Annotated in this window: 21 protein-coding genes; 19 read left to right on the forward strand and 2 right to left on the reverse strand. The window is 34.6% G+C overall.

The window, feature by feature from the left end; genetic code table 11:
* Nucleotides 1-594: 594 nt before the first annotated feature.
* The 11 genes from J8281_RS11955 to J8281_RS12005 all read left to right on the forward strand — a co-directional run bounded on the left by J8281_RS11955 (nucleotide 595) and on the right by J8281_RS12005 (nucleotide 13,106).
* Entirely contained in the window at nucleotides 595-2,553 is a 1,959-nt protein-coding gene (locus tag J8281_RS11955; protein WP_210197864.1) for a glycoside hydrolase family 97 protein, read from the forward strand.
* Between the two features lie 2 nt (nucleotides 2,554-2,555).
* Nucleotides 2,556-3,386 (forward strand): class I fructose-bisphosphate aldolase, encoded by an 831-nt coding sequence (locus tag J8281_RS11960; protein ID WP_210197865.1) that lies wholly within the window; start codon nucleotides 2,556-2,558, stop codon nucleotides 3,384-3,386.
* A gap of 5 nt (nucleotides 3,387-3,391) precedes the next feature.
* Entirely contained in the window at nucleotides 3,392-4,516 is a 1,125-nt protein-coding gene (locus tag J8281_RS11965; protein ID WP_210197866.1) for a Gfo/Idh/MocA family protein, read from the forward strand.
* A 2-nt stretch (nucleotides 4,517-4,518) separates the two neighbouring features.
* The gene (locus J8281_RS11970; protein ID WP_210197867.1) at nucleotides 4,519-5,091 is read left to right on the forward strand and encodes a D-lyxose/D-mannose family sugar isomerase; all 573 of its coding nucleotides are present in this window, start codon (nucleotides 4,519-4,521) and stop codon (nucleotides 5,089-5,091) included.
* The gene (locus J8281_RS11975) at nucleotides 5,088-6,110 is read left to right on the forward strand and encodes a carbohydrate kinase family protein (protein ID WP_210197868.1); all 1,023 of its coding nucleotides are present in this window, start codon (nucleotides 5,088-5,090) and stop codon (nucleotides 6,108-6,110) included. Before J8281_RS11970 ends, J8281_RS11975 begins: the two co-directional genes overlap by 4 nt.
* Nucleotides 6,111-6,119: 9 nt before the next feature.
* Complete coding sequence (locus J8281_RS11980) at nucleotides 6,120-7,592, forward strand: xylulokinase (protein WP_210197869.1); 1,473 nt, start codon at nucleotides 6,120-6,122, stop codon at nucleotides 7,590-7,592.
* Nucleotides 7,589-8,914, forward strand: a complete 1,326-nt coding sequence (gene xylA / locus J8281_RS11985; protein ID WP_210197870.1) for a xylose isomerase — start codon at nucleotides 7,589-7,591, stop codon at nucleotides 8,912-8,914. Before J8281_RS11980 ends, xylA begins: the two co-directional genes overlap by 4 nt.
* Nucleotides 8,915-9,108: 194 nt before the next feature.
* On the forward strand, nucleotides 9,109-9,942 hold the full coding sequence (locus J8281_RS11990) for an SDR family oxidoreductase (RefSeq protein ID WP_210197871.1): 834 nt from the start codon (nucleotides 9,109-9,111) through the stop codon (nucleotides 9,940-9,942).
* 53 nt (nucleotides 9,943-9,995) lie between these two features.
* Entirely contained in the window at nucleotides 9,996-11,168 is a 1,173-nt protein-coding gene (uxuA, locus tag J8281_RS11995; protein ID WP_210197872.1) for a mannonate dehydratase, read from the forward strand.
* Between the two features lie 178 nt (nucleotides 11,169-11,346).
* Nucleotides 11,347-11,820 (forward strand): TRAP transporter small permease, encoded by a 474-nt coding sequence (locus J8281_RS12000; protein ID WP_210197873.1) that lies wholly within the window; start codon nucleotides 11,347-11,349, stop codon nucleotides 11,818-11,820.
* Nucleotides 11,817-13,106, forward strand: a complete 1,290-nt coding sequence (locus tag J8281_RS12005) for a TRAP transporter large permease (protein WP_210197874.1) — start codon at nucleotides 11,817-11,819, stop codon at nucleotides 13,104-13,106. Before J8281_RS12000 ends, J8281_RS12005 begins: the two co-directional genes overlap by 4 nt.
* Here J8281_RS12005 and J8281_RS12010 read toward each other — a convergent pair.
* Nucleotides 13,101-13,244 carry a hypothetical protein gene (locus J8281_RS12010; RefSeq protein WP_210197875.1) on the reverse strand — a complete coding sequence of 48 codons (144 nt, stop codon included), beginning with the start codon at nucleotides 13,242-13,244 and terminating at the stop codon, nucleotides 13,101-13,103. The two genes, J8281_RS12005 and J8281_RS12010, sit on opposite strands and share 6 nt — an antisense overlap.
* A gap of 260 nt (nucleotides 13,245-13,504) precedes the next feature.
* Here J8281_RS12010 and J8281_RS12015 point away from each other — a divergent pair, with 260 nt between their 5' ends.
* The 8 genes from J8281_RS12015 to J8281_RS12050 all read left to right on the forward strand — a co-directional run bounded on the left by J8281_RS12015 (nucleotide 13,505) and on the right by J8281_RS12050 (nucleotide 21,888).
* Nucleotides 13,505-14,434 (forward strand): AraC family transcriptional regulator, encoded by a 930-nt coding sequence (locus J8281_RS12015; RefSeq protein ID WP_210197876.1) that lies wholly within the window; start codon nucleotides 13,505-13,507, stop codon nucleotides 14,432-14,434.
* 719 nt (nucleotides 14,435-15,153) lie between these two features.
* A complete protein-coding gene (locus J8281_RS12020) occupies nucleotides 15,154-16,182 on the forward strand; it encodes a C45 family autoproteolytic acyltransferase/hydolase (RefSeq protein ID WP_210197877.1) in 1,029 nt (342 codons plus the stop codon).
* A 64-nt stretch (nucleotides 16,183-16,246) separates the two neighbouring features.
* The gene (locus J8281_RS12025) at nucleotides 16,247-17,086 is read left to right on the forward strand and encodes an alpha/beta fold hydrolase (protein WP_210197878.1); all 840 of its coding nucleotides are present in this window, start codon (nucleotides 16,247-16,249) and stop codon (nucleotides 17,084-17,086) included.
* 103 nt (nucleotides 17,087-17,189) lie between these two features.
* On the forward strand, nucleotides 17,190-17,906 hold the full coding sequence (locus tag J8281_RS12030; RefSeq protein WP_210197879.1) for a hypothetical protein: 717 nt from the start codon (nucleotides 17,190-17,192) through the stop codon (nucleotides 17,904-17,906).
* A 217-nt stretch (nucleotides 17,907-18,123) separates the two neighbouring features.
* Complete coding sequence (locus J8281_RS12035; RefSeq protein ID WP_210197880.1) at nucleotides 18,124-18,525, forward strand: hypothetical protein; 402 nt, start codon at nucleotides 18,124-18,126, stop codon at nucleotides 18,523-18,525.
* Between the two features lie 7 nt (nucleotides 18,526-18,532).
* Nucleotides 18,533-19,612, forward strand: a complete 1,080-nt coding sequence (locus tag J8281_RS12040) for a hypothetical protein (RefSeq protein ID WP_210197881.1) — start codon at nucleotides 18,533-18,535, stop codon at nucleotides 19,610-19,612.
* A 260-nt stretch (nucleotides 19,613-19,872) separates the two neighbouring features.
* Complete coding sequence (locus tag J8281_RS12045) at nucleotides 19,873-20,466, forward strand: SUMF1/EgtB/PvdO family nonheme iron enzyme (protein WP_210197882.1); 594 nt, start codon at nucleotides 19,873-19,875, stop codon at nucleotides 20,464-20,466.
* Between the two features lie 813 nt (nucleotides 20,467-21,279).
* Nucleotides 21,280-21,888: a response regulator gene (locus tag J8281_RS12050; protein ID WP_210197883.1), complete on the forward strand. Its 609-nt coding sequence runs from the start codon at nucleotides 21,280-21,282 to the stop codon at nucleotides 21,886-21,888.
* Here the strand turns inward: J8281_RS12050 and J8281_RS19970 are convergent.
* Entirely contained in the window at nucleotides 21,885-22,910 is a 1,026-nt protein-coding gene (locus J8281_RS19970) for an AraC family transcriptional regulator (RefSeq protein ID WP_210197884.1), read from the reverse strand. The two genes, J8281_RS12050 and J8281_RS19970, sit on opposite strands and share 4 nt — an antisense overlap.
* Between the last annotated feature and the right edge of the window lie 204 nt (nucleotides 22,911-23,114).

Here is a 23,114-nt window from a genome sequence, read left to right on the forward strand (position 1 = left end):
TTGACAATTGCCACTTCAAAATTTTAAGGCCTTAGAATTATTATCGTCAAACGTTCTAAATCTAATTAATTACTTGATTATTAATTAATTATAAAATTTATAACGCATGTAACCGCTACACTCTCACATTAAAAATTTTAAACATTCCCTTTGATGAAGAAATTTTTAAAATTTATTACTGTTCGTTTCATCCAAAACTAAAAGAATCACCTGCTTTCAAAAGATAGTATTTTATCAATTACTTATCTTATTTTAACATCAGTACTGCTTCAAAGTTGTATTTTACTTATTAAATATCTGATTTATAAATATATACATTTAAACCAGCAATAGACTGGATATTGTCATTTTCGTATTTTTTACTAATTTTCAAAAGCTATTTAACCCGGTTTATGCATTAGAATTTCGTTATGAGGGTTGAAAATGCCATAAAACCAAGTGTTTTCTAAGTTTCAGCATAGCATCGCTACGGTGAAACTTAAAAATACAACGCAGTGCTTGGTTTTGCAGCAGTTTAAAGCCGTAATAGATTTTCTAATGCATAAAGCGGGTTTAAGCATAGTATTGCTCAATTAGTAAAAATAAGTATAGTTTATGAGAGATATTATTGTATACCTGATGTTCGCATTTATTTGTCAACACACATTAAAAGGGCAACATCACAAGGTTACTTCACCTGATAACAAAACCTTATTAAATATAGATAGTACAGATGGGGTTTCCTTCTCGATTGATCGAAATGGTAAAAAGATTATTGAAAAAATACACGCAGCTTTACAAATTGAAAATAAAGAGTTAGAAAAAGTTTCAAAAATTAAGAAGGTCGATAGTAAAGAACGAAATACGTCTATAAACATCCCTTTCCCGTTTAAAAATAAAGAAGTGGTAGATCATTTTAATGAAGCTCAACTTCAATTTAGTGACTATGCCATTCAATTTCGAGTATATGACCATGCAGTTGCATATCGCTTTGTAACTTCATTTAAAGAAAATATTAAAATTACGAACGAGATTTTAGCTATTTCTTTTCCTGAAGAAACCCTATCCTATTTCCCTAAAGAGGACTCTTTGTATTCACATTTTGAGCGATCTTATGTAAAATCAAAAATAGATACATTGTCTTCCTCAGATTTTTGTTCGATGCCGGTGTTGATGAAACAAAAAAATGGAACAAACATACTAATTTCTGATGCAGATGTATACGATTATCCCATGCTTTTTCTAGAAGGCACGTCTTCAAACAAATTAAAGGCTAAATTTCCAAAAGTCGTTTTAGAAACCGAACCGCATCCCGAAGCCAAAGATCGTGTTGCATATATTACTAAAGAAGCCGATTATATCGCAAAAACTAAAGGCAAGCGAACTTTCCCCTGGAGGTTTTTCTTTTTTAGCAAAAATGAAGCCGATTTACTTACACAAGATTTGGTGTATCAACTATCCCGCGAACAAAACATTAGGGATACCTCATGGATAAAGCCGGGTAAGGTAGCTTGGGATTGGTATAACGCCAATACTATTTATGGAGTCAATTTTAAAGCAGGGCTTAACACGGCTACCTATAAATATTACATTGATTTTGCTTCCAAATACAAGTTAGAGTATATAATTTTAGATGAAGGTTGGTCTAAAAGTACCACAGACATTATCAATTTTAATCCTGATATAAACGTAAAAGAAGTAATCGACTACGGAAAACAAAAAAACGTAGGGGTCATTCTTTGGTGTCTATGGGAACCTCTAGATCGTAATATGTCTAAAATCCTTAAAACCTATAAAGAATGGGGAGCCAAAGGTGTTAAAGTTGATTTTATGCAACGAGCCGATCAGGAAATGGTTAATTTTTATGAAAGACTTGCCAAAGAAGCTGCTGCTAATGAACTTGTTCTTGACTTTCATGGTGGGTTTAAACCAGCAGGATTACGTAGAGCATATCCTAACATACTTACGTATGAGGGAGTTCGAGGAGCAGAAAATAATAAATGGGGAAGTTTTTTAACTCCCGCGCACAATGTTACCCTTCCGTTCATACGGATGGCGGTTGGCCCTATGGATTATACCCCCGGCGCAATGGAAAACCGTCAACCTAAAAACCATTATATTAGTTTTGACAGACCTGCTAGTATTGGAACACGGGCGCATCAAGTTGCCATGTATGTAATTTATGAAAGTGGTTTACAGATGTTATGCGACTCGCCTTCAACCTATCTAAAAGATCAAAAAACGGTTGACTTCATATCTCAAATACCTGTTACTTGGGATAAAACTATCGTACTTGATGCTCAAATTGAAGAGCAAATAGTTTTGGCAAGAATGAAGAACGAAGATTGGTATATCGGCGCAATGGGCGGTATGGAAGAGCGAGAAATCTTGTTAGACTTTTCATTTTTACCTGACGGAATAACTTATCAAGCTACAATTTTTAACGACGGAAGTAATGCCAACACCTTTGCCGAAGATTATCAAATTACATCTCAGCAGGTCACAAATCAAACAAAAATTACTATACGATTGGCTAAAGGCGGGGGTTGGACAGCTATTTTAAAATCAATATAATAATGAAACAATACAGGCTTAATCGATTATTCAACTCGCAATCAAACAAGTGTTTTGATGTGGCTATTGATCATGGTTTCTTTAATGAGTTCGGTTTTTTAAAAAGTATCGAAAATATTGAAGCTGCTATAAAAACGGTAGTGCACGCAAATCCCGACGCAGTACAACTTACTACAGGACAGGCAAAATATTTACAACGTATCCCAGGAAAACAAAAACCAGCATTAGTATTACGAACTGATGTGGCAAATGTATACGGCAAATCTTTACCCGCTACTGCATTCAGCTTAATGCTTCATGATTGTGTAAAACAAGCAATACAACTGGATGCTGCTTGTATGTGTATTAATCTTTTTCAAATTCCCGGAGCGCCCGAAGTAACTGATCAATGCATAAAAAATATATTAAAATTAAAACCTGTTGCCGATGAGTTTTGTATGCCAATGATGATCGAACCATTAGTATTTCAACCCAATGAAAAAGCAGGAGGTTACATGGTAGATGGTGATGAAAAAAAAATAATGCCGCTAGTGCGACAGGCAGTTGAACTTGGCGCCGATATTATCAAAGCAGATCCGACTAACGATATAACTGTGTATCATAAGGTAATTGAAGTTGCGGGAGAAACACCAGTGCTAGTTCGCGGAGGCGGTAGAGCTCCAGACCAGGAAATTCTTAAACGAACTGAGAATTTGATGCGACAAGGTGCAGCCGGTATTGTATACGGGCGAAATGTTATTCAGCATGATAATCCTTCGGGAATTACCAAAGCATTGATGGCTATTGTTCACGAAAATGCTTCAGCAAAAAACGCAATGGAGTATATAAAATAAGTAGCATGAAAGAAGTTAATGTAGGGATTATTGGTGGTGGCCTCATGGGAAAAGAATCTGCTAGTGCCTTTGCTCGATGGTTTGTATTTAATGATATGCCCGTAAAACCAGTTTTGAAAGCCGTCTGTGACCTCAATGAACAGGTTTTGGAGTGGTACCGAAACGTAGAAACGGTCCAACAATTTACAACATCTTACAAAGAGTTGCTTAACAATTCAGATATTGAAGTTGTTTATGTAGCCGTACCCCATCATTTACACGAAGAATTATATATTGAGGTATTAGAATCCAAAAAAGACTTAATCGCCGAAAAGCCATTTGGCGTGAATCTCAACGCCTGTAAAAACATTATAAAAAAAATTAAAGAAACTGATAGGTTTGTTCGGTGCAGTTCAGAGTTTCCTTTCCTTCCAGGTCCACAGAAAGTAATAGAATATGTAAAAAGCGGTAAATTAGGAAAGTTGCTTGAAGTAAAATCCGGATTTCACCATTCTAGTGACTTAAACCCTAATAAACCCATTAACTGGAAACGAATGGTAAAATTCTGCGGAGAAATCGGTGTCATGGGTGATCTTGGTATGCACGCTGTACACCTTCCTTTTCGATTAGGATATTACCCTATTTCTGTTTATGCCGATCTACAAAACATCATTAAAGAGCGCCCTGATGGAAGAGGAAATACAGAAGCATGCGATACCTGGGATAATGCAATATTGCACACCAGGATTCAAAAAGAAGACCATATAGTGCCGATGGCCCTTGAAATGAAACGCATTGCTCCTTCTGAAACTAATACTTGGTACATTGAAATTATAGGAACCGAAGGTGGAGTAAAATATAGTACCAAAGAACCCAAAACACTATGGACTTTTAATGTAGAGGGGAAATCACAACGATGGCAAAAAGAAGATCTTGGATTCGCTTCTGTATTAGAAACTATCACAGGCGGAATTTTTGAACCCGGTTTTCCAGATTGTTTTCAGCAGATGTTAGGTGCTTATTTTGTAGAGCGAACAGGAAATTTAGGAGATCGTTTTGGTTGTGCAACTCCAGAAGAAGCTTTACGATCTCATCAATTGTTTGAAGCTGCATTAAAATCGGAGAAAGACCATCAAGTAATTGTATTATAACGATGAAAAGATCTCAAATTAATCATGCCATACGCGAGGCCGAAAAGTTTTTCAAAAAACATCTTTGGGCGCTTCCACCCCATCCTAGATGGGACGTTACAGATTTTGGTCTAGGCGATTTCGATTCGAAGGGATTAGTATTGATCAATCTGGCCGAAGAACCCGAATATTGTGAAAAACTTATGTTTGCCAAAAATGGGCAGCGCACCCCAGCGCATTGCCATGCCAAGAAAAAGGAAGATATCATCGTACGTACAGGCAAATTGGCGGTACAATTATGGCATGAACGACCTTTTGAGGTTAAAAACACATTTCAGATTAAAGTTTCTGGAAATTTACAAACGATAACCTCTGGTGAAATTATAACGCTACAAGCAGGAGAGCGAGTAACTTTGGTTCCAGGAGTTTATCACGAATTTTATCCCATTAGCAACGCGTGTATTATTGGAGAAGTTTCAACAGCAAATGATGACCTCAATGATAATTTTTTTGTAGATCCTGAAATTGGAAGATTTTCTGATATTGAAGAAGATGAGCCTGCCATTGTCAAGTTAATAAGTGATAAATACACATGAACACTAAAAAAGGAATTACTGCTGCAGGCAATTGGATCATCGATAGAACTAAACTGATCGATGATTATCCTCCACAAGATGGACTATGTAACATACGAGAAGAATCTGTTTCTAATGGAGGTTCTCCCTATAATATTCTAAAAGCATTATCCAAAATGGGATTTGAAGATCATTTATATGGTATAGGAATACTTGGAGAAGACACTCTAGGAAAAAAAATTCTAGATGATTGTCGACTTCACCAAATCAATACCGCCGGGATAACATGTAAAGAAAAGGTAGATACTTCGTATACAGATGTTATGACTTCTATACGAACAGGCAGAAGAACTTTTTTTCACAATAGGGGTGCAAATTCATTTTTGTCTCGGTCGTATATAGAAAAACATCTTCCCGAAACCAGCTTTTTCCATCTAGGATATGTATTATTATTGGATCAACTAGATCAGTTCTCTAAAAACTACCCTAAAAGAACAGAGGCGTCTTTACTGCTAGAAAACATACAAAATAAAGGAATAAAAACATCTATAGACCTGGTTAGTGAACATAGCGATAGATTTCAAAGCGTTGTAAAGCCCTCACTCCCATATGTAGATTATCTGTTTTTGAACGAATATGAAGCTGAAAAACTAGTAGGTATTTCTATACTTAAAAATCAGAAACTAGATCTTGACGCAGCAAAAAAAAATGTCATTAATCTTATGGATATGGGTGTTAATGAAGCGATATTTTTACATTTTAAAGATGGAGCCATTTGTTTTACAAAAAAGCATGAATTTTATATAGAACCTAAATTGATGATCCCTCAAGAAAATATTAAAGGAACTTCTGGAGCCGGAGATGCATTTGCAGCCGGAGTTTTATATGCTCTTTATACCAGAAAGAATTGTAAGGTAGCATTGCAATGGGGAGTTGCTACTGCCGCTAAATCATTAGAACATCCCAGCTGTTCTGAGGCAATAGGATCTCTGGTAGAAATACAAAACCTCTATAAAACATATCATCAACATATTTTGTAAAAGTAAAGAATGTATACCATTGGTTATGATATTGGAAGTTCATCGATTAAAGCTTCATTAGTAGCTTCAGATTCAGGCGAAGTGATTTGTATTGTTAAAGTACCTGATACTGAAATGCCTATCATTTCTACGCAATCTAATTGGGCAGAGCAAAAACCAGAGGATTGGTGGAACTATGTTTGTCAGGCTACACAAAAAATTTTGCAATACACCAAGATCGAGTCAAAAGAAATTACTGCAATTGGTATTTCATATCAAATGCATGGACTTGTTCTGGTAGACGAAGAAGGAACCGTATTACGCAATGCAATTATCTGGTGTGATAGTCGAGCTGTATCCATTGGTGAGAGTGCCTACCAAAACATCGGTAAAAAGAAATGTGATTCTTTACTATTGAATTCACCTTCAAACTTTACAGCGTCAAAACTTAGATGGGTTAAAGAAAATGAGCCAGAGCTTTTTGATCAAATTTACAAGTTCATGCTTCCCGGGGATTATATTGCGTTCAAATTATCAGGAAATATGAGTACAACGGCTACAGGACTATCTGAAGGTATTTTTTGGAATTTCAAAGAAGAAAATATTGCTCAAGAGCTATTGAACTACTATGAAATTCCGACATCAATCATCCCAAAAATTGTTCAAAATTTCACCGTACAAAGCACCGTGACCAATAAAGCTTCTGCACAATGTGGCCTGGCTACCGGCACTTTGATAACGTATCGAGCAGGAGATCAACCAAATAATGCGCTCTCGCTATCAGTTTTTGAACCTGGGGAAATAGCTGCAACAGCAGGAACTTCTGGCGTACTTTATGCGATTACCAATCAGATTTCTGCCAAAGAAACCCAGAGACTAAACTCTTTTTTGCACATAAACCACACCTCAAAAAAACGAAGAATCGGCAAACTACTCTGTATTAATGGTTGTGGTATAGCCTATCGATGGCTCAAAGAAACTTTGCAGATAGATTCTTATCAAGAAATGAACACCTTGGCAGCTTTAGTTCCTGAGGGTAGCGCAGGACTTTTATTTTTACCTTTTGGAAATGGAGCAGAACGAATACTTTATAATCAAAATATAGAAGCTCGGTTCTCAAACCTCAACTTCAATATACACCACAAAGGGCATCTCTGCAGAGCAGTTTTAGAAGGGATTGCTTTTTCTTTTGTTTACGGGATGGAAATAATGATAGCTGACGGAATTGATGCAAAAACCATTAAAGCAGGCAACGACAACCTTTTTCAATCTCAAATCTTCTCAGAAATCATTTCGGCGCTAACATGTAGTACTATAGAAATTATGAAAACTACTGGTGCAGTAGGAGCAGCAAAGGCGGCTAATTTGAGAAACGGTTTTGACATTGGTTTATTTCGAAACGAAAAACCCGTACAAACTGTTGTACCCGAAAAAAAACATCAAAATATCTATTTGCCGCTGTACACAAACTGGAAAAATGAACTTGAAAAATTAATACAATGATCATCTTAGGAAACACAGAATTCTTTAAAGGTATAGGAAAAATACCTTTCGAAGGAAAAGAGTCAGACAACCCTTTGGCATATAAATATTATGATGAAAAAAAGGTGGTAGCAGGTAAAAAACTCAAAGATCATCTTAAGTTTGCAGTAGCCTATTGGCATACATTTGGCAACAATGGTACAGATCCTTTTGGGGCGGCTACTAGAGGTTTTAATTGGAACCTCCCAAAGGATCCCATCGATGCGGCGCGTGCAAAAGCCGATGCTGCTTTTGAATTTATTACCAAAATGGGTTTTCATTACTATTGTTTTCATGATTTTGATATAGTTGAAGAAGCAGCAACCTTATCAAAATCTGAATCCCGACTACACAAGATAACCGATTATCTTATCGAGAAACAAAAAGCTTCTGGTGTAAAAGTACTTTGGGGAACAGCCAATTGTTTTTCGCACCCGCGCTATATGAATGGAGCTGCTACTAATCCCGATTTTAAAGTGTTGGCCCATGCCGGGGCTCAAGTAAAAATAGCATTAGACACCACAATGGCTCTTAAAGGAGAAAATTATGTATTCTGGGGTGGTCGAGAAGGCTATATGTCGTTGCTTAATACCCATATGAAACGTGAATTGGATCATCTTGGACAATTTTTGACATTAGCACGAGATTATGCTCGAGGTCAAGGCTTTAAAGGTACATTTTTTATTGAACCCAAACCCATGGAACCCAGCAAACATCAATATGATTATGATGCTGCTACAGTTGTTGGTTTTCTAAAGGAATACGGATTACAAGATGATTTTAAATTAAATATCGAAGTCAATCATGCTACTTTGGCCCAACATACTTTTCAACACGAATTGCAAGTCGCAGCCAATGCTAATATGTTAGGTAGTATAGATGCCAACCGAGGCGACTATCAAAACGGTTGGGATACCGATCAGTTTCCCAACAACATCTACGAGGTAACCGAAGCTATGCTTGTATTTATTGAAGCAGGAGGATTACAAGGTGGAGGAATTAATTTTGATGCTAAAATTCGAAGAAACTCTACTGATATCGAAGACTTATTTTTAGCTCATATAGGCGGCGCCGATATATTTGCTAGAGCCCTTATAGCAGCAGATCGTATACTATCAAATTCTTTATATCAACAATTAAAAACGAATCGCTATGCATCTTTCGACCAAGGAAGTGGTAAAGCCTTTGAAGATGGAAAGCTTTCTTTGAAAGATATCTACCAAATTGCATTGTCTCAAAAAACTATTGAGCCTCTTAGCGGGAAACAAGAGTTATACGAAAACATCATCAATCAATATCTTTAAAAATATGACATATCTCTTCAGCGCTATTTTTGTTAGCGTACTGAGATTAAAAAAGTATAAATTACTGATCGAATTGTATTAAAAATTTTATCAAGTATACTGTATTTTACTCAACTATATATTGAACTGATTTAAACCTTTTCGCCTAAATCAAAAAAGTTTAAATCAGTTCATTGAAATAATAGAATTTACACATGCATCATACAAACTACTCTTCTAACTTGTTTTCAATCGAAAATAAAATCATAGCAATTTTTGGGAGTACCGGTATATTGGGTACGACTTTAAGTTATTATTTAGCCTCTCAAGGGGCTCATCTCATTCTTATGGGTAGAAATGCCGAAAAAACCGAAAAACTATCAACTGCTATACAAAATTCTGGAGGAAGTTCTACAGTCGTTGTTAATGATATCACCAATGAAGAATCGTTAGATGCGTCTGTTCAAACTATAGAAAAAACATTTGGTCACGTTGATATTCTCATTAATATGGCTGGTGGCAATATGGCAGGTGCAACCATACAGCCAAATGAAGATTTTTTTAACTTCAATACGCAGTCACTAAAAGATATATTCGATCTGAATTATTTTGGAACTGTAGTAAGTATCAAAAAACTTTTCCCATTATTATTAAAATCAGATCATGCAAGTATTATTAATATCTCATCTATGGCAGCATCAAGACCAATGACCAGAGTGATGGGCTACGCTTCGGCAAAAGCAGCCATTGATAATATCACAAAATGGCTCGCCATAGAGTGTTGCAGCAAATATGGGGATAAAATCAGGGTCAATGCAGTAGCTCCCGGTTTTTTCTTAACCGAACAAAATCGTGAACTATTAACAACTTCTGATAAAAAATTAACAGAAAGGGGAAATCAAATTGTTAATCATACACCTATGAAACGTTTTGGAAATCCAGATGAATTATGTGGAGTTATACATTGGCTCAGTAGTACAGCATCACAATTCGTAACTGGCACTATCATACCTGTCGATGGAGGTTTTGATGCATATGCCGGAGTGTAATAAACTACCTCGGGAGTATGATACCCTTTGGTGTTGCCAATACAATATAAATTATGCATTCATTATATCAAACCATGAGATGGTATGGGCCAAAAGATCCTGTGTCACTCTCAAATATCCTGCAAGCTGGAGCTCAAGGAGTAGTCACCTCGCTTCATCAGATAGAAACAGGGCAAATATGGAGTATTGAAGATATTCTACAACGAAAAAAAATGATAGAATCGGCCGGCCTGACCTGGACGGTAGTCGAGAGTCTACCCGTTCATGAAAATATAAAGACTAAAACGAAGAATTATAAGAAGCTTATCGAAAACTATAAAAGGAGTATAGAAAATCTAGGTAAGTGTGGTATACATATAGTTTGCTATAACTTTATGCCAGTATTGGATTGGGTGCGGACAGATTTGAGTTTTGAATTAGAGGATGGCAGTAAAGCACTTAAATTTGAAATTGTAGATATAGCTATTTTTGATATTTTTATTCTTAAACGAGAAGGGGCCGTAAGCGATTACTCCCCCAAAGTAGCTAACGAAGCAACAAGCCGATATCACCAACTGAAGCAAAATAACCCAAAAGAAATAGAGCGCTTAATGAATACTATTCTTTTAGGTTTCCCTGGATCAGAAGAGCAACAAACACTTAAGGAATTAAGAGATAAAATAGAAAATTACAGATGTATTGATAAAAAAGTACTAGCCGATAACCTTAATACATTTCTTAGAGAAGTTATACCGGCCGCTGAAAAGAGTAACGTTTCTCTTGCCATACATCCCGATGACCCTCCTTTTCCTGTGTTTGGTTTGCCTAGAGTTGTAAGTACATCTAATGATTTCGAACGAATTCTTTCGAATACTAAAAGCATACGTAATGGTATAACTTTTTGTACAGGTTCATTAGCCGCTAGAAAAGATAACGACTTAATTCAAATCATTAAGAAATATGCTCAATTTATTCATTTTCTGCACTTAAGAAATATAAAACGGGATAAAGAAGGTAATTTCTACGAATCAGGACATTTAAGTGGCAGTGTTTCAATGAAGGATATGATGCAAGAGTTGCTCATACTTCAGAAAAGAAAAAACATAACTATTCCGATAAGACCTGATCACGGTCATCAGATCTTAGACGACCTTGATAAACAAACATATCCAGGTTATACAGCTATAGGAAGATTAAAAGGATTGGCAGAGTTAAGGGGGTTGGCATTAGGACTACAAAACACATAGTGACTAAGATCTCCAAAAATCCTTGAGTTTTATACGCTGTAAAGATTTTTTCTAGTTCGTAAAGCTGTACTAGTTTAAAATCACATCCAAACACTTATAGCAAAAATGAGATGGATTAAGTAGAGAAAATTATACTTCACAGCATAAAATCTTAATAAAAAAATTAAATGTTACAAAAATGAGAAAAATTATAGATATCCTTCTAGAATATGTACTCACAACCATTTTGGTAAGTATGCTTCTTATCATTACATGGCAAGTGTTTTCTAGGTATTTTCTAAAAGCACCAAGCACGTTTACCGATGAAGCTGCAAGTTTTTTACTAATCTGGCTAGGTTTATTAGGTTGTGCTTACGCAACAGGAAAAAAACAGCATCTAGCTGTAGATGTATTTCCTAAAAAGTTGATTTTAAAAAATCCAAGACGCTATCAATTCGTTGTATATGGCTTTATTTTACTATTTGCCTTATTGATAATGACCATGGGTGGACTAAGACTGTGTTGGATCACGTATCAGCTAAATCAAGAATCAGCTGTATTAAGAATACCGATATACAGCATTTATAGCAGCATCCCGTTAAGCGGTTGTATTATTGTATACTATACTATAGATTCAATAGTAAGCTTGAAAAAATCCGCAAAATCATCATGACAACACTTACTTTATTATTGAGTTTTCTTATACTTTTATTTATACGAGTTCCAGTTGGGTACAGTATTGGTTTATCTACCTTTTTTACATTACTATTTTCTTTACCTCCCCTACCATCTGTCATAACAATAGCGCAAAGAATGGCAACCTCGATGGATAGTTTTGCTCTTTTGGCCATACCACTCTTTATATTAGCCGGTCAAATTATGAACCAGGGGGGCATAGCTAAGAGGTTGGTTGAGTTAGCCAAAGGTATTGTAGGACCTCTTCCAGGGGGGCTTGCATTTGTAAATATTGTTTCATGCATGTTATTTGGCGCAATTTCGGGATCGGCTGCTGCAGCTGCTTCGGCTATTGGAGGGTTTATGACCCCTGTGATGGTTAAAGAAGGATATGATAAATCGTTTAGTACAGCTGTTAATATTACCAGTTCTACTACGGGTTTGATTATCCCCCCTAGTAATATTTTAATATTATATTCTTTGGCGAGCGGAGGAATCTCTATATCAGCTCTTTTTCTAGCCGGTTACATTCCAGGGATCTTAGTAGGACTATCGCTTATGATCGTAGCAGGAACGTATTGTTATTTGAAAAAATATCCGACCATTCCTTTTATAGGATTTAGAAAGTTATTTAAAAGCTTAATAGATGCGCTCCCAAGTTTGTTTTTACTAGTAGTGGTTATGGGCGGTATTATAACAGGAATTTTTACAGCGACTGAAGCATCAGCTGTAGCCGTTTTATATGCTTTGGTACTTGCGATCTTTTACAAAGAAATATCGTTTACTATTCTTTTTGAAGTTTTATTATCTACTGTAAAGGTTACGGCTATAGTTTTATTTCTTATTATGACATCTATGGCGATGTCTTGGGTAATGTCTTTTGAGAATATACCACAAGAAATTAGTACTACGCTATTGAATCTTTCTGACAACCCTATTATAATTTTACTTCTAATCAATTTAATTTTATTGTTTGTAGGAGTGTTTATGGATATGACACCAGCTGTTTTAATTTTTACTCCAATTTTTCTGCCTATTACTACAGATTTAGGCATTGACCCTATTCATTTCGGAATTATTATGATTGTAAATCTTTGTATAGGCCTGTGCACGCCACCGGTAGGTTCTATTTTATTTATCGGGTGTAGTGTGTCTAATTTAAGTATTCAGCAAGTGTCTAGACCATTAATCCCCTTATTTTTTACCATGATTTTAGCTTTATGGATTCTTACTATGTTTCCAGAAATAACCTTATGGCTTCCAAGAATGTTTGAATTATTATAGTGTAGCTAAATCAGCGTAAATAGTAAACCATACAACCTCATCATATGCGACTTTGATTACCGCGCCTAATTGAAAATGATTAGATCCTGAAGAACTGTCGTTTAGATAGTTTTCTATTTGGAGAATGCTGTTATTCATATTTTGAAGTATAAACGGAAAAAGGCAATTTTTAATGAGTTATTTTAAAGTGGAAGTGGTATTGTAGGTATTATTAGGGAATATTCATAAATTAACCCAAAATATGGTAGATCGCAGACGCTATTCAATAATCGCTTTGTAAAGTTATTTATTTATTGCTATTCATATCCTAATTCATTTTAAAATGAAAAGCTTTCGTTTTGTTCTGATAACTTATCAAATAACATAATTAAAGTGATTAAAAGCTGAAAATTTATTCTATGTCATTAACTTATAAGGATACATTTTATAATCATTTCGAGAAGAAAACTTTTGATATCCCTCCGCATTATTCACATCGGGAGAATTTTTTGATGCGATATAAAGCAAGTTTTACCAATTATGACTTTTTAGAAAATTGTTTAACCGTTATCTTTTTTAATAATGGAAACGGTGCATTTTACAATAAAGAAAAAGTGCTTAAAGCAAAAGATAATAGTTTCCTAATCCTAAACCCAAACGAAGGTTGGGAATTTATCAATGAACAATTAAAATATATCGACGTGTTAAGCTTTGGTATATCAAATCAACTCAGTAATGATTGTTTCTATTACCTAAAATCCCATGACAAAACCATGCTGGATAACCCCTTCAATTCTAGTAAACAGTCTGTTATTTTTTTAGAAAAAACATTAAAAAACGATTATTACAACACCGGAAAACTTTTAAAAGCGATTTACAACACTAGTAATACCAACAACTATCCTTTATTATGTCCCGAAGAACTAACCTTTGAAGTGTTAAAGAGTATTAGCAAAGAACAAGCGCTGGGTAATAAAATTATTAAGACTATTGATGCAAAAAAGCTTAGTACTAAACAAGAAACGCTAAAAAGACTTCTTGTTGCTTATGAGTACATTCACGACAATATCTACAGCGATATAAAGATGGATCAGTTATCGAACGTTTCTTCATTGTCCAAGTTTCATTTATACGATTCGTTTAAAAATGCTTTTGGCAAGACCCCGCATCAATACATAAACAGACTGAAACTAAAGAAAGCAAAGCAACTACTACAAACCCGAGAAATATCAATTACTGAAGTTTCTACTACTCTAGGATTTAGTGATTCTTCTTCATTTAGTAAAATTTTTAAAAAGGCATATGGTAAGGCACCATCAAATTTTTTAAAGACTTCTTCTACTAGATAACCTCTTATTCTATTAAACCTTAAGGTAATATTAGCTTAACGCTATCGAGAAAATAGCGTAATTACATTTTCTAAGTACAGCAATTAACGCAATACATACTCTTATTAAAAAACTAGTTTTTTAAAGCGATACATTTTGAACTATCCTGTCTAACAAATGCAGTAGAACTTAAACCCGGATTATGTATTAGAATTTCGTGATGAGGGTTGAAATACCAATAAAAACAAGTGTTTTCTCAATTTTAGCATAGGCACCGCTACGGTAACATTGAAAAATACAGCGCAGCGTTTGTTTTTAAAGGTATTTCAAGCCGTAATAGATTTTATAATGCATAATCCGGGTTAAATAATATAACTGTTTAAAAAAGTGATTTTTTGACAAATGGAATGATAGCCCATTTGATAAATTTACAAGTGTATACGATTAATTGTTAGTTAGACTATTATCAATTTTTAGCATATTCTTTAACGAATAATGCTTAGGGAGGTAGTCAAAATCTAATCAAGATACACTATATGTTTGACTAAAAACTATAGCTAAATTGATATAAAATGACATTTAAGATTTACAAAGAAAAAACTTAGAGTTTGAGGCAAAAAACGTAGGTATAGCCTTAGCTATACCAAGGCTTTTTAACGAAAAAAATCAGAGTTTTTCTATGAAGATTTGTGTTGTTTTATATAGATCCAGCTATATACCAAATGAAAAAGAAATAGTATATGTACCATCCAAGACTTTACGGTAGTTTTTACGAAATGGGTTTGAAATACGGCAGTCTACTTAAAGATAAAGTAAATTTTAAATTACCTCGCGTAAGCCAGCATATGAAAGCGTTTGGTTTGTCTTGTATTCCTGAATTAAGAGCTTTTTATCCAGAAATTTATGACGAAATTACTGGATTCGCCGAGGGTATTAAAGATAAGCCTGAAAACGTTGCTACTTTCTTATTAAGCCTTGTGCCATTTGCTTCTACGGCACAGTGTAGTGTTTTTGCATTTAGAAATAACGATTCAACAATTGTAGGTCGAAACTACGATATGTCTTTTGCTTTTAAAAAATTTACTGAAAGTAGTTTGATTGCGCCCGATAAAAAATACAGCTATGTTTCACAATCAGATGTGTTTATAGGCAGATCAGATGGCATAAATGAAAAGGGTTTGTTTGTAGCTATGTCTTTTGTTAATGGTAAGAAAATACAGCCCGGAATTAGTTTTCATTTCATTGTAAGAAGGTTACTCGAAGAAGCTGCTACCACGAGTGAGGCTGTTTATATTTTAAAGCAAGCCAAAGTTTCCTCTTCAAATAACTTTTTAATTGCCGATAACAGAGGTAACATTAACATTGTTGAGTCGACACCAGATAAATCGAAGGTTATTGAACTTAACGGTAAAGATCGTTTTCTACACATAACAAACCAATTCGTCAGCAATGAGATGTGCAATCATGACAACGGTGGTATAAGTTGGTCTAAAAGCACAGAGAGGTACAAGAGTGTGGCATCAATGCTAAGGAATACATCTAGTTTGGACTTGTTTAAGGCGAAGAGGATTCTTTCTGATCCTTGTGTGTGTTTGAACCTTAAAAAAGAAAAGTTTGGAACTATTTGGTCTATAGTTGCTAACCTGAATACTCTTGAAATTGAACGTGCAGAGACTAAACCAAAAATTACTAATTATAAGCCTGAAACCCGATTGAATTGGTGGTTAAAAAAACAAAAAATAATACCTAGTGCTAGCGGTAAAATATAAACAACAAAACCAAAAATATAATAGTAATAATCACTGTAGTAATAACATTGGGATTTCAGAAAAAATGATACAGGTAGTTGAAACCAACTTAGGTAAAATTGAGTATAAAAAAGTGGGAAAAGGACAACCAATTCTTTTTCTTCATGGGGGACATGCAGACTGCAATATGCCCATAGCGGGTTTTGGTATTGATTTAAATAAATATAATTTGATTATCCCATCGCGACCAGGGTATGGTAACACTCCTTTGTCTACTTATAAAAAGCCTGAGCAAGCCGCTGAACTTCTCAGCTCTTTACTAGAGTTTTTAATGATAAAAAGTGTTATTGTAATAGGAATATCAGCTGGTGGTTTAACAGCTATAGCCTTTGCTGCCATTAAATTTGAAAGCGTAAAACGACTACTACTAATCTCTGCAATTACCAAACGCTGGATGCAAAAGGATAACCCCAAATACAGGATAGCTCGAGTTTTTTTCTATCCTAAAATTGAGGTAGTTACCTGGTGGATTGTACGACTAACAGCTAAATTATTTCCCAAAACACTAGCACACTCCTTTTTTAAGGAGTTTTCTTTACTCAAACATCAAAAACTAACAAAGTTTGAGATCAAAGCGTTGAGAGATATGTTGTGCCTACAACGATCTAAACAAGGTTTTATAAACGATATAGATCAGCATCTTCGGGCCAAAATTTTAACGCAAGTAAAAATACCCACATTAATTTTTCATAGTGTTCATGATGCATCTGTTGATGTAGAAATGGCTATGCATGCTAAATATCATATTAAAGATTGCCAACTCTTTCTTTTTGAAAATAAATGGGGCCATCTATTATGGATAGGACGCGATACCAATTCCTTTCGAGATACTTTAAATACCCACTTATTAGAAAGTGCTAGATGAGGAAATTTAAAATCATATATGTACCACTCTTAGTAGTAAGCTCAATGGGATGCTCGAGACCGTAATTTTTTTTAATTAATAGCAATATGAGTAAAAAAACGAAATGAAAAAATCACTTTTAAGTATCAATACTATGCTTTTATTGGCTGTAATAGCCTATTTAGGTTATCAACACGTAAAGCCTCAGAAAATTCACGAGGAATTAAAAGCAGAACGGTTGAGTATCGTAGGACCAGATGGAAATCTATACATTGCTATAAGTAATCCTGAACAACAAGCTCTAGCTACCACTCACGGCGTTCCTCACTTTCCAAACTCAAAACGAGATTTACCTGGTCTTATTTTTTTTAATAGAGTTGGTGATGAGGTAGGCGGTATATATTACGATGGCACCGACGATGAAAGTTTTGCCGGTATCACTTTTGATCAACAAAAGAACGACCAAATTCTTGCGATAATGAAAGACGAATATAAAGATGGTGATGACTGGAAACGCTGGTATGGTATGTTTTTAAGAGAAAGACACGACAGCATTAAAATGGAAGATGCCTGGAAAGATTACAAGGAAGATTCAAAGGGCCTTGATGGTAAAGAAAAACAAGAAGTGTATACCCGTTGGAAAGCTAAGGTTGATGCTACCATTAATGTATATCGTATGTTTCTAGGTCGCGAAGCGTCTAAAAATGTCGGTTTGTTTCTATACGACTCAAAAGGACGTCAACGAATTAAAGTTTACGTAGATAGCTTAGATACTCCAAGGATTACAGTACTCGATTCTTTAGGCAAATCAATACACTTAGAACAATCACTTTCACAATAATTATGCCTTCGTACTTTAACGTTGATCAGTATGAACTTCCCTTTGGGGAAAGCGAACTAAAACAAAATTATAAACTGATGAAACGAGCATTAATAAATTTTAAAAATTACTTCACAAAAGGGAATGTTTAAAATTTTTAATGTGAGAGCGTAGCGCTTACATACGTTCTCAATTTTTTAATTATTTCGTTTCCAAACAATTAAAAAGATTTAAACGTATGAAAACATCAAGCATCATTTTTAGACTCTTATTCTTTCTAGGACTTGTACCATTCTCTCACCTAATGGTCGCCCAAAATGTTTCCAAAACGGCATTATTAAAAACTTGGAGATTAGAGAAGTATTATGAGGAAGGAGAATACTACGAACCAGAAGCTAATGAGGTAAACGATTTTATTGAACTGAAGGGGGATATGACTTTTAATGCCATGCTAGAAGGCGAATTGTACTCTGGTAGCTGGATGGTGAATACCAACGGAGCATACGTAGAATTAAAGTATACTACCGACGAGATCGACAAGCTTAGAATTAAATGGTTAGGAAAAAGAACACTGGTAGTCATTTTTGATGCAGATTTTTATCGTTATACTGAAGTACACTATTATGCTAGCCAAAAGTAACCAAAAGATGAGACAGGTATTTCTATTATTTTCTTTGCTTTTTTCATGGTATCTCGGTGCACAAGATTTTATTGAATTGCAGACAAAAACATTTAACACACATACAAGTTCATTTCATATAGAAAGGGTCATAGATGATCGTAAAGAAAAAAATCTAGGCCTTCATAATAATTTAAATGGTGAAAAGGTTATACTTCAATTAAAACCTAATGGTGTCGCTGCGGTTGAAAAATTTATGAATCTATCATTCAAAAAAGAATTAGGCACTACGTCCATTTACATCAGGATTCATGATTTAAATGTCCAGGAAACCCGTCGAAATACCGAAGAGGTTATCTCTAGAGCTGCAGTAGACCTCTCTTTTTGCGAAATGAAAAACGGAAGATTGAAGGAACTGTACCGTATACAGCGAAATGAGGATCAAATATTTGCTGCAAACATCTTTGGATTCGCAAAAACCATAAAAGATGTCTATCTCACCCATGAAAAAAGATTGAGAGCAGCCCTTGAGTATGCCATTTTAGCATTCGTCGAATATCAGAATGCAGAACAGAAAGACGATGCTTTACATTTTGATACATCTAATTTTGACGAAGGAAAAGACAACGAACTAAATAAGTGGTACAATATTGTAGAATACAGGCAGATAGTAACCAGTACTTATCATGAAGGATGGGCTGTAGGGTATACTGGATTTTTGGATCGTGATAAAGGATTTATCATCCCTTTTGAAATCAATATTGAGTTGTATGATGTTAAAGAGGACTTTGCCAGAAAAGAAGGTTTCGAATTTGTAGATGCAACAGTCATACGACCAGGTATTTTTGGGTATAAAAAAATATTTCCTGGTGTGTACGGTGCTGTAGGTGTAAATATTCCAATAGGCTTGGAAGTTAAAAGAAGACTTGAAACTGATAGGGATATTTATAAATTTCTAGTTGGTGTGAGCTCTAGTCAAGGTATAAAGATCATTCCTTGGAAAGCATATGGTCTGGTACTGGGAGTGGAGTTTTTTCAGCAATTTCAGAACTCTGAAATCTATACTAGTGACATAGGGTTAGAGGTGTCTTTTGGTATTAATTTTTAAGATGCTATTTAAAAAATTAATTTTATGATGAAGCAAGCCAAGCAGTATATATCTCAATTATCGAATAAAAAAATAATGCTGATCTTTTAAGAAGTTGTGGGATTCATAAAAACTATTCTTATTTTGCCATACGGTTATAGTAAACCACATCGAGGCAAGCCTCAGGAGTATGATACCCTTTGGCGGTGCCAATAAAACCAGACAAAGTAGTTCAATAAAATTTGGTGAACAGGATCACATTGTAAACTTAGTTATCCCTAATGATTAGAATACGCTATTTACTCAAAACAGTAGTACTATTCGGTTTTGTATTTGTTTTTTTGTCATGTACCCGTGAAAAGGAACTTAGATCGGTAACAGTAGCTCATTTTGAAAAATTTATTAATGAAACAAACTATGTAACCGATGCCGAAAAATTTGGATGGTCTATTGTACAAACCACTGTTTTTGATTTTAAAACGGTACCAAATGCTACATGGAGAAAACCAGATGGTATTCATAAGGCAAGACCCGAAAACCCTGTAACCCAGGTAAGCTACAATGATGCTGTTGCTTATTGCCATTGGGCCAAAGTAAAACTACCTACGTATCAGCAATATTGGGATTTGGCGCTAAAAGATCAAAGACGCATTAACGTATTTTATGACAGCATCTTACCGTCAAAAGGTACTAATTTTATTGGTAATGTGTGGGAAATCACCAAGCCCGAACATAATGATCAAATTCGCTTAGCCGGTGGCTCTTATCTGTGCAACAAAAATACTTGTGATGGCACAAATCGAGAACGTGAATTGATAGTGGACTCCATGACCGGAAATATTCATGTTAGCTTTGCGGTACTTGTAGATCTCTAGATGAAATTTTACTTTTTTAAATACCTAGTAGAACAATTTCAAATTTTCAGTATAAAAAATTTCAGTCAGTACTACATACTATTTTAAATATATCGTAGAACGATACATAAAAATGTTCAGAGGTATTTTAAAACAATACTAATTGCACTATGACGATACCACAAAAGTATCCCTAAATAAATAAATGATTACCATACTGGTCTTCATAGCGCTTTAAGCCAATACAACTTTCCATATGTACAAAAGATTGCCTGCTGTTTCTTTTCCTGAATAGTCTAATTAAATGTTTCATGTTTTTGCAAGTGTGATTAGTGTTTATTGTGGTATCTAAATTATGTAGGAAAAATGGCACATTTTAACTTTTTCTGATTAAAAAAGGACTCAAACACACAAGATGAATCTATGATATTCAATACGTAACAAAAATACTTGATGCTTTTGTTTTCTAATAATATAATCACCATTGGCAATAGAAACGAATTTTTGTATATTCGAAACAGTTGTTGAGTGAACCACCTCGGGGTAAGTCAACGAGGCATTCGTGAAAAAGTGAAATCTAATGTCAAGGCAAGCTTATGGAGTATGAAACCCTTTGGCAATGCCAATCAAAATATCTAGTGATGAAACTTACGTTAATAAATTTTAAAAATTACTTTACCGGGTGGAGCGTTAAAAAAATGTTTAGTAAACTTTTTTAGCGAACAAGCCAGGTGGCGCGCAAGATTTAAAATTTTTAATGTGAGAGCGTAGCGCTTACATACGTTCTCAATTTTAAATTATTTCGTTTTCAAACAATTAAAAATAGTTAAACGTATGAAAGAGATACAAACTTTCAATATCGAAAAAGACAATCTCCCCATCAGAATATTGATAATAGAAGACAATAAAACTGATATTGAATTAATTCGTAGGATTGTTTTGAAAAACTTTCCGTTAGCGCAAGTAGAAATATCCACAGATTTAAAAGAAATTACGTTTGTTATTCAGCAAGAAGCTGTAGACATCATTTTGGCAGATTATAATTTAAGAAAGTTTAATGCCTCAGATGTACTTGTCGAATTGAAGAATTCATGCTCCACCATACCTTGCGTTATTATTTCGGGAGCATTAAAGCAGCAACAATTAATCTCAAACTTACTTTACGAAGGAGCAAAAGACGTAATTATTAAGGATAATTATACTATTTTAAAACAAAGATTAGGCAAGGTGTTAACAGAATTACGAACACATCTTTTGGAACGATCAAGTCAGGATCATATGGAACTTGAAGTACTTAAAGCGCTAGACGTACTTGAACTTCAAACCGAAAAACTAATCATGATGGAAGCCGATGATAAAAAACGTCAACAATTAAAAACACTTGATTTTGAATTTCTCAAAAATGCCGCTTCATTCTATATAAGATCAACACATAAAAATTAATAGGTATTTGATTTTTTTCGCTCTCTATAAACTCTGGGAGTCACACCATAACGATCTTTAAAGATTTTAGACAAATAACTTTTGCTAGAAATACCCAATTCATACCCAATTTCGGTAATATTGAGATCAGAGTTTTCAAGTAAATATGCCAATCGCTCAAGTCTTAGTTTTTGAACATATTCGTGAACAGATAATTTGTATTGTCTTCGAAATCCTGATTGTAATTTTTGTTTAGAGATAGCAAAACGTCTCGATAAATCATCAATTGTTATTTGTTCTGAAAGATTCTCCTTTATATATTCTGAAGCTTCGCTAATAGTTTTTAAATCAGCCGTTCTAATAATTTTATTGGCTCCTTTGTTACGATCGTCAAGATATTGTAATAACTGATGATACAAAATCTCATTAACTTTAGCCTCTTTGTAAAGGGATTTTACAAAACCGTTGAGTTTACTATCCTTATATTCTTGAATAATATCGGCAATAGCAAGGCTATACCCGGCTTTGTAATGAAATAAATGTACACTATTTACATCTCTGAATAATTCTATCAGGCTTTGATCCAATGTACCTGCAAATTGTTCTACGCGAGAATCAAATTGTCTTCTATTAATTTCTACACTAAATAAACTGATTTTTTTATCCTTCGGAATGTGAAATACGTGACTATCAACACTGTTACTGGATACAATCAAGTTTTCATATTGTAGAATAGTAGTCTTTTCTCCTGATTCGCTAAATGAATGCTGAATAGGGTCACCAAGATTAAATACAAATTTAAGAGGATGGATAACCCCTTTTTTTAATTGAAATACTAAATCGTTTTTCAATTCGTAAGACGCTTCTATGACCCCAATACCATTAGCAAACGAAGTACCGGTTAAATAACCGCTGCCAATATGTTCCGGAATAATAGTAGAAATCACATTAAAGGTTTCACTGTAATCCGTTTCAAGACCATTAGCGGTGTCAATTACGATATCTCGAACTTCAAAATCTCTTATGGAAAGTTCTTTGTTCACGTTTTCATATATACCCGCTTAAATGTACTACAATTTGATGTATTTCTTAAGAATTGTTTAGCTTTTTTGCTCTATTTAACGAATTATAGATTAAACTCATCTTGACTTTTGTGATTAAAGCAGGACCGACCGATAGGAATGGTCAAGATGAGTTCATTAAAAATAATTAACGATATATATAATAGGGTCTTTTAATATAATGTG

Source organism: Aquimarina sp. U1-2, from assembly GCF_017897595.1.
Lineage (GTDB): Bacteria > Bacteroidota > Bacteroidia > Flavobacteriales > Flavobacteriaceae > Aquimarina.

What these genes read in the sequence shown, in the direction of transcription:
- J8281_RS12020 (WP_210197877.1), top strand. Translation starts at nt 15,154, where the DNA reads ATGTACCATCCAAGACTTTACGGTAGTTTTTACGAAATGGGTTTGAAA.
- J8281_RS11975 (WP_210197868.1), top strand. Translation starts at nt 5,088, where the DNA reads ATGAACACTAAAAAAGGAATTACTGCTGCAGGCAATTGGATCATCGAT.
- J8281_RS12010 (WP_210197875.1), bottom strand. Translation starts at nt 13,244, where the DNA reads ATGAATAACAGCATTCTCCAAATAGAAAACTATCTAAACGACAGTTCT.
- xylA (WP_210197870.1), top strand. Translation starts at nt 7,589, where the DNA reads ATGATCATCTTAGGAAACACAGAATTCTTTAAAGGTATAGGAAAAATA.
- J8281_RS11990 (WP_210197871.1), top strand. Translation starts at nt 9,109, where the DNA reads ATGCATCATACAAACTACTCTTCTAACTTGTTTTCAATCGAAAATAAA.
- J8281_RS12030 (WP_210197879.1), top strand. Translation starts at nt 17,190, where the DNA reads ATGAAAAAATCACTTTTAAGTATCAATACTATGCTTTTATTGGCTGTA.
- J8281_RS12015 (WP_210197876.1), top strand. Translation starts at nt 13,505, where the DNA reads ATGTCATTAACTTATAAGGATACATTTTATAATCATTTCGAGAAGAAA.
- J8281_RS12040 (WP_210197881.1), top strand. Translation starts at nt 18,533, where the DNA reads ATGAGACAGGTATTTCTATTATTTTCTTTGCTTTTTTCATGGTATCTC.
- J8281_RS11960 (WP_210197865.1), top strand. Translation starts at nt 2,556, where the DNA reads ATGAAACAATACAGGCTTAATCGATTATTCAACTCGCAATCAAACAAG.
- J8281_RS12000 (WP_210197873.1), top strand. Translation starts at nt 11,347, where the DNA reads ATGAGAAAAATTATAGATATCCTTCTAGAATATGTACTCACAACCATT.
- J8281_RS12045 (WP_210197882.1), top strand. Translation starts at nt 19,873, where the DNA reads ATGATTAGAATACGCTATTTACTCAAAACAGTAGTACTATTCGGTTTT.
- J8281_RS12005 (WP_210197874.1), top strand. Translation starts at nt 11,817, where the DNA reads ATGACAACACTTACTTTATTATTGAGTTTTCTTATACTTTTATTTATA.
- J8281_RS11955 (WP_210197864.1), top strand. Translation starts at nt 595, where the DNA reads ATGAGAGATATTATTGTATACCTGATGTTCGCATTTATTTGTCAACAC.
- J8281_RS11980 (WP_210197869.1), top strand. Translation starts at nt 6,120, where the DNA reads ATGTATACCATTGGTTATGATATTGGAAGTTCATCGATTAAAGCTTCA.
- J8281_RS12035 (WP_210197880.1), top strand. Translation starts at nt 18,124, where the DNA reads ATGAAAACATCAAGCATCATTTTTAGACTCTTATTCTTTCTAGGACTT.
- J8281_RS11970 (WP_210197867.1), top strand. Translation starts at nt 4,519, where the DNA reads ATGAAAAGATCTCAAATTAATCATGCCATACGCGAGGCCGAAAAGTTT.
- J8281_RS11965 (WP_210197866.1), top strand. Translation starts at nt 3,392, where the DNA reads ATGAAAGAAGTTAATGTAGGGATTATTGGTGGTGGCCTCATGGGAAAA.
- J8281_RS12025 (WP_210197878.1), top strand. Translation starts at nt 16,247, where the DNA reads ATGATACAGGTAGTTGAAACCAACTTAGGTAAAATTGAGTATAAAAAA.
- J8281_RS12050 (WP_210197883.1), top strand. Translation starts at nt 21,280, where the DNA reads ATGAAAGAGATACAAACTTTCAATATCGAAAAAGACAATCTCCCCATC.
- uxuA (WP_210197872.1), top strand. Translation starts at nt 9,996, where the DNA reads ATGCATTCATTATATCAAACCATGAGATGGTATGGGCCAAAAGATCCT.